Here is a 6,086-nt window from a genome sequence, read left to right on the forward strand (position 1 = left end):
GATCACAGATTTTTATGGGGGAAGTCTCTGAGTTTCCGGTGCGTGTCTACTACGAAGACACGGATGCCGGAGGCATCGTCTACAACGCCAATTATCTCAAGTTTATGGAACGGGCCCGCACCGAATTCCTGCGCGCAGGCGGCATCGAACAGGATGTCCTGCTGCAGGCGGGGATCGCGTTTGTGGTGAGTCGCACCGAAATCGACTTCCGCGCGGCGGCCCGCTTCAATGAACTGCTGACCGTAATGACGCAAGTAACTGAAGTGAAACGCGCTTCCATGCGTTTTTCACAGCAGATCCTGGCGGCTGATGGACGGCTGATCACTCAGGCCATGGTACAGATCGCCTGTGTCAGTCATCCGCAAATGAAACCTGTTGCAATACCTGAAAAAATCAAGGGAGTGCTGTTAAGTGCACGCTGAAATTTCGTTTATTGGCCTGTTCTGGCAAGCCAGTCTGTTGGTGAAACTGGTCATGATGACCCTGATGGGCATGTCGGTCGTCTCCTGGGCGCTGATCATCCAGCGCTCCAAGGCCATCAAGGCGGCCAACCTCGCCTCGGAGCAGTTTGAAGACAGATTCTGGTCCGGGGTCGACCTCAATCGTCTCTACCAGGAGTCCTCCTCCCGTCGTGACGACATCGAAGGCATGGAAGACATCTTCTACTCCGGCTTCAAGGAGTATGCCCGCCTGCTCAAGGCCGGAGCCCGCGGTCAGGATGCGGTGATGGACGGTACCTATCGCGCCATGCGCGTTTCCCTGTCCCGTGCAGTGGACGATCTCGAGTCCAACCTGCCGGTCTTGGCGACCATCGGCTCCATCAGCCCCTATATCGGTCTGTTCGGTACCGTCTGGGGGATCATGAACGCCTTTATCGCTCTGGGCCAGGTTCAGCAGGCGACCCTGCAGATGGTGGCACCGGGTATCGCGGAGGCGCTGATCGCCACCGCCATGGGTCTGTTTGCCGCCATCCCGGCCGTTATCTTCTACAACCGCTTCACCAACAAGGTCGAACGGCTGGAAAACGCCTACGCCAACTTCATGGACGAGTTCACCACCATTCTGAATCGCCAAATCGCACAGCAGGGTGAGAAGTAATGCAAACCTATCAGCGGCTCAAACGCAAAAAGGTCGCCGAGATCAACGTGGTGCCCTATATCGACGTCATGCTGGTGCTGCTCATCATCTTCATGGCGGTCACGCCCGTGATCACGCAGGGGGTCAAGGTCGACCTGCCCCAGGCGGAGTCCGAGCAGTTGCCGGAAGACTCCAAGCCGCCTTTCATCGTCAGCGTCAATACCGAGGGTGAGTACGTCATCAAGGCCGGCGAGGCGGATGACGAACCCGTACCGAGCGGCACACCAGAGGCGATGCAGCAGTACATCACCGAGAAGGCCATGGGCTATCTGGCCATCAACCAGAACGCGCCTGTGGTGGTCGCCGGTGACAAGTCCGTGCGCTACGAGGAGGTGATCCTGCTGATGGTGGCCCTCAAGAAAGCCGGTGTGCCTCAGGTTGGTCTGATGACGGATCCGGTGAACTGACGGAGATGGATGTGAAGCGTGGTATTTCCGGTTATCTCGTCGCGTCGCTGCTGCTGCATCTGATCATCGGCATCATCCTGCTGGTCGGTGTCGACTTCAGCAAACCCAAGCGCCCCGAGTCCAAGGGACAGATCGTCAATGCGGTCATGATGGACAGCGAAATGCTGGAGCAGCAGATGCAGCAGGTCCAGCAGCAGAAGCAGGCCCAGCCCAAGGCTGCACAGCAGCAGAAGGACAAGGAAGACGCTGAGCGCGTCAAACGCGAGCTGGCACAGGAGCAGGAGCGTCTGCGTATCGCCGAGACCAAGCGCAAGCAGGCCGAAGAGGCGACCCGCAAGGCCGAAGCCGACAAGCAGAAGAAAGAGGCTGAACAGAAGCAGGCGGAAGAGAAGGCCCAGAAAGCCGAGGAAGCCCGCAAGCTGGAAGAGCAGAAGACCAAGAAGGCCGAAGCCGAACGCAAGGCGGCGGAAGAGGCCAAGGCGCTGGCGCTCAAGAAGAAAAAAGAAGAGCTGGAGAAGAAGCAGGCTGAAGAGAAGGCCAAGGCGGAAGAGGCCAAGGCCAAGAAAGCGGAAGCCGAGAAGAAGGCCAAGGCCGAAGCCGAGAAAAAGGCGAAGGCGGAAGCCGAGAAGAAAGCCAAGGCCGAGGCCGAGAAGAAGGCGAAGGAAGAGGCGGACAAGAAGGCAAAAGCTGACGCAGAGAAGAAGGCGAAGGCCGAGGCCGACAGAAAGGCCAAGATTGAGGCGGAGCGCAAGCGCAAGGCGGCCGAAGAGGCCAAGTTGCAAAAAGAGATGGAAGCCATGATGGAGCAGCAGCTGGCCGCCGAGGCCAATGCGCGCAGTCAGGCAGCATCGGCAGCCGCCAAGGGCGAGGTCGACAAGTATGCCGCCCTCATCAAGGCCACGGTCGAGCGCTACATGATTTTGGATCCCACCATGCGGGGCAAAACATGTACTATCGGTGTCAAGTTGGCCAGTAGCGGCTTCGTCATCTCGGTGGACAACGGTCAGGGTGATCCGGCGGTCTGCCGCTCCGGCAAGGCGGCGGTTCTGAAGGCCAACCAGTTGCCGGTGCCGAAGGATCCGGCGGCATTCGAATTGATGAAGGATCTACGCCTTCAGCTAGCGCCAACGATTTAAGAGAGTGTTTCTGCTTTGATTGGCAAAGGTTGTTGATCAGAGAACTGAGTCTCAAATTGGAACTGAGAGTTTAAGCCATGATAAGAAAAGTGTTTTTTGCTTTGGTTGGCTGTTTGTTGCTGGGCCAGAGTGCTCAGGCGGCCTTGGATATCGTCATCACCGGCGGTATCGACAGTGCACGTCCCATCGCCATCGCTCCCTTCAAGTGGGAGGGCAATGGCCAGTTGCCGCAGGATATCGCGGAAGTGGTCTCCAACGACCTGATGCGCAGCGGCAAGTTCAAGCCGCTGGCCCGTGGCCAGATGCCGCAGGCGCCGAGCTCCAGCGGCGAGATCAACTTCGCACCCTGGGCTTCCCAGGGAGTCGAAGCCGTGGTGGTCGGCTCCATCGCCGCCGTGGGTGATGGCACCTACAAGATCAACTTCGAGCTGGTCGACGTCCTGAAAGGCCAGCTGGCCAAGACCCAGGGCGGTGAGGCGAACGGTTACATCCTGGACAGCCGCATGGCGACCATCCCGGGTGCGCAGATGCGCCAGTTTGCCCACCGCATCTCCGACATCGTCTACGAGCGTCTGACCGGTGAGCGTGGTGCCTTCCTGACTCGTCTGGCCTATGTCTCCGTGCAGCAGGGCACCCAGTTCCCGTATCAGCTGCGGATCTCCGACTACGACGGCTACAACGAGAAGACTCTGCTGCGCTCCCGTGAACCCCTGATGTCCCCGGCCTGGTCGCCGGATGGCAGCAAGCTGGCTTACGTGAGCTTCGAGAACCAGAAGTCCGAGATCTATGTGCAGGACATCTACACCCAGCAGCGCAGTCTGATCACCAGCTTCCGTGGCATCAACGGTGCGCCGGAGTGGTCTCCGGATGGTCGTCGTTTGGCTATTGTTCTGTCCAAAGATGGGCAGCCTGACATCTATGTCGTTGATGTTGCTAGCAAGCAACTCACTCGAGTCACAAATAACCGCACCATCGACACCGAACCCTCCTGGATGCCGGACGGTCAAACTTTGCTGTTCACCTCTGAACGTGGTGGCAAACCCCAGATTTATAGCGTAAATTTGGCGACTGGCATGACTCGCCGGATGACCTGGGAAGGGGATTCCAACCAGGGGGCATCCATCACACCGGACGGCAAGTCCATGGTGATGGTGACCCGGGTTCAGGGACAATATCGCATCGCTCGCCAGGATATGGAAAATGGAGCCATGCTGGTACTGACCCAGAGTGCTCTGGATGAATCGCCAAGTGTGGCTCCCAATGGCAGCATGATCATTTATGCCACCATCTATCAGGGTCGTAAGAGTCTTGCATTGGTGTCGACCGACGGTCGCTTCAAGGCAGTGCTTCCGACCAGTAGCGGTGAAATTCGTGCACCAGCTTGGTCGCCCTTCTTGAATTGATAAAAATCGATTGTTTTTTGTTTTGTTATAAAGGTTTAAGGAAATAGCATGCAACTCAATAAACTGCTCAAGGGTCTGGCCATCGCACTGCCACTGTTCACCCTGGCTGCCTGTAGCTCCTCTTCCGACTCCGACGCCGCTGGCGCCGAGTCCGGCATGACCGACGGCATGGGCGGTGTACAAACCGGCGGCGCCAACGGCATGTTGTCCCCGGAAGAGCAGATGCGTCAGAAGTTCGAAGCGCTGCAACGCGACAACGTGATCTACTTCCCGTACGATGGTTACGACATTCAGGGTCAGTACGCCGACCTGCTGGATGCCCACGCCAGCTACCTGCGTGAACGTCCGAGCGTCAAGGTACTGATCGAAGGCCACGCCGACGAGCGCGGTACGCCGGAATACAACATCGCGCTGGGTGAGCGTCGTGCCAAGGCTGTTGCCAAGTATCTGCAAACCCTGGGTGTGCAGGCCGAGCAGCTCTCCATCGTCAGCTATGGCGAAGAGAAGCCGCTGGATCTGTCCCACACCGAGGAAGCCTTTGCCAAGAACCGCCGTGCGGTCCTGGTTTACTAAGGTTTGAGTCGAACGAAGTTCGTTTATATGCAAGCGGCCATTTCGATGGCCGTTTTATTTGCACTAAACGTCAAGGTTTGATCCGAATGAAATCTGTATCAGCGAGCGACTATGCGCTGGCCGTTTTATTTGCACTAAACGCTAAGGTTTGATCCGAATGAAATCTGTGTACAAGCAAGCTGGTGTTGCGCTGGCCGTGTTGGTTGCTTTGAATGCGCAAGCGGCGGCACCCGTGAGCGATCTGAGCGGGGATTCTGGCAGCAGCGGCGTGGTGCTGAGCGGCAACAATGGTGCCATCGTACCGACCGGCAGCCTGGAAGACCGGGTTGCTCTGCTGGAGCGTACCCTCAACGCCCGTCTGCGTCTGCAGGCCGAACTGCAGCAACAGGTCGACTCCCTGCAAGGGGAGGTCTCCGAGCTGCGTGGTCAGCTGGAACAGCAGACCTACCAGATGGAGCAGTCCCAGGAGCGCCAGCGCCAACTCTACCAAGAGCTCGACAAGGTGGCCAACAGCCAGCCTGCCGCCGCGCCCGCAACACCTGCTGCAGGTGCTGCAACGCCTCCTGCCGCGGCAGCCAACTACTCCACCAACCAGGATGAGAACCAGGCCTACGACGCGGCCGTGAACATGGTGCTCAAGGAGAAGAACTACGACAAGGCCATTCCTGCCTTCGAAGGGTTCATCAAGCAGTTCCCGAACTCCAGCTATGTTCCCAATGCCCACTACTGGCTTGGCCAGCTGATGTTCAACAAGGGCGACAGGGCGGGGGCCGCGAGCCAGTTCTCCACGGTGGCGAACAAATACAGCAAGTCACCCAAGCGGGCCGATGCCCTGCTGAAACTCGGCATGCTCGCCCAGCTTGACGGCAAAAAAACAGAGGCCAAGGCCTTCTATGAGCAGGTGATCAAGGGTTACCCCAACACCTCGCCGGCCCAGCTGGCCAAACAGAGTCTGGCCAAGCTGTGACATTGCTGCATGTCACTGTTTTCGTAACACTCTTGTAAATACCGCCGTGCTTTGTATGCGCAGTGAACAATCAGATTTAATTTAAGATTTTTCTATTGCGCCAGGATGATAAATCCGTAATATAGGCCGCCGTCAGAGCCGGAGCAGTAATGCAGTCGGCGCTGGTCGTGGTGAGGGTCGTTAGCTCAGTCGGTAGAGCAGTTGACTTTTAATCAATTGGTCGCTGGTTCGAATCCAGCACGACCCACCATTTCTTCACAGCAGGTGAAGACAATATTCCCAGGTCGTTTAGCTCAGCTGGGAGAGCACCTCCCTTACAAGGAGGGGGTCACTGGTTCGAGCCCAGTAACGACCACCATGTTGTAATGCTGGCCGCCACATGCGGTTGGTGAAAGGTTCAGGATGTGGGTCGTTAGCTCAGTCGGTAGAGCAGTTGACTCTTAATCAATTGGTCGTAGGTTCG

Annotated in this window: 7 protein-coding genes and 2 tRNA genes; all 9 read left to right on the forward strand. The window is 57.5% G+C overall.

The window, feature by feature from the left end; translation table 11 throughout:
- Positions 1-14 precede the first annotated feature (14 nt).
- Positions 15-422 carry a tol-pal system-associated acyl-CoA thioesterase gene (ybgC, locus tag AB5Y70_RS07810; protein WP_010672872.1) on the forward strand — a complete coding sequence of 136 codons (408 nt, stop codon included), beginning with the start codon at positions 15-17 and terminating at the stop codon, positions 420-422.
- Positions 412-1,098: a protein TolQ gene (tolQ, locus tag AB5Y70_RS07815; RefSeq protein ID WP_010672873.1), complete on the forward strand. Its 687-nt coding sequence runs from the start codon at positions 412-414 to the stop codon at positions 1,096-1,098. Before ybgC ends, tolQ begins: the two co-directional genes overlap by 11 nt.
- A complete protein-coding gene (gene tolR / locus AB5Y70_RS07820; protein WP_010672874.1) occupies positions 1,098-1,544 on the forward strand; it encodes a protein TolR in 447 nt (148 codons plus the stop codon). The genes tolQ and tolR overlap by 1 nt, the downstream gene beginning before the upstream one ends.
- Before the next feature lie 5 nt (positions 1,545-1,549).
- A complete protein-coding gene (gene tolA, locus AB5Y70_RS07825; RefSeq protein ID WP_010672875.1) occupies positions 1,550-2,680 on the forward strand; it encodes a cell envelope integrity protein TolA in 1,131 nt (376 codons plus the stop codon).
- Between the two features lie 77 nt (positions 2,681-2,757).
- Positions 2,758-4,083: a Tol-Pal system beta propeller repeat protein TolB gene (gene tolB / locus AB5Y70_RS07830; protein ID WP_049635941.1), complete on the forward strand. Its 1,326-nt coding sequence runs from the start codon at positions 2,758-2,760 to the stop codon at positions 4,081-4,083.
- 48 nt (positions 4,084-4,131) lie between these two features.
- A complete protein-coding gene (pal, locus tag AB5Y70_RS07835) occupies positions 4,132-4,656 on the forward strand; it encodes a peptidoglycan-associated lipoprotein Pal (protein WP_010672877.1) in 525 nt (174 codons plus the stop codon).
- Between the two features lie 157 nt (positions 4,657-4,813).
- Positions 4,814-5,623: a tol-pal system protein YbgF gene (ybgF, locus tag AB5Y70_RS07840; protein WP_042014605.1), complete on the forward strand. Its 810-nt coding sequence runs from the start codon at positions 4,814-4,816 to the stop codon at positions 5,621-5,623.
- A 174-nt stretch (positions 5,624-5,797) separates the two neighbouring features.
- Positions 5,798-5,873: transfer RNA gene (locus AB5Y70_RS07845), tRNA-Lys, on the forward strand.
- A 32-nt stretch (positions 5,874-5,905) separates the two neighbouring features.
- Positions 5,906-5,981 (forward strand) — tRNA-Val (locus tag AB5Y70_RS07850).
- Positions 5,982-6,086 lie beyond the last annotated feature (105 nt).

The sequence above is a fragment of the Aeromonas sp. s1(2024) genome (assembly GCF_040908005.1).
GTDB lineage: Bacteria > Pseudomonadota > Gammaproteobacteria > Enterobacterales > Aeromonadaceae > Aeromonas > Aeromonas caviae.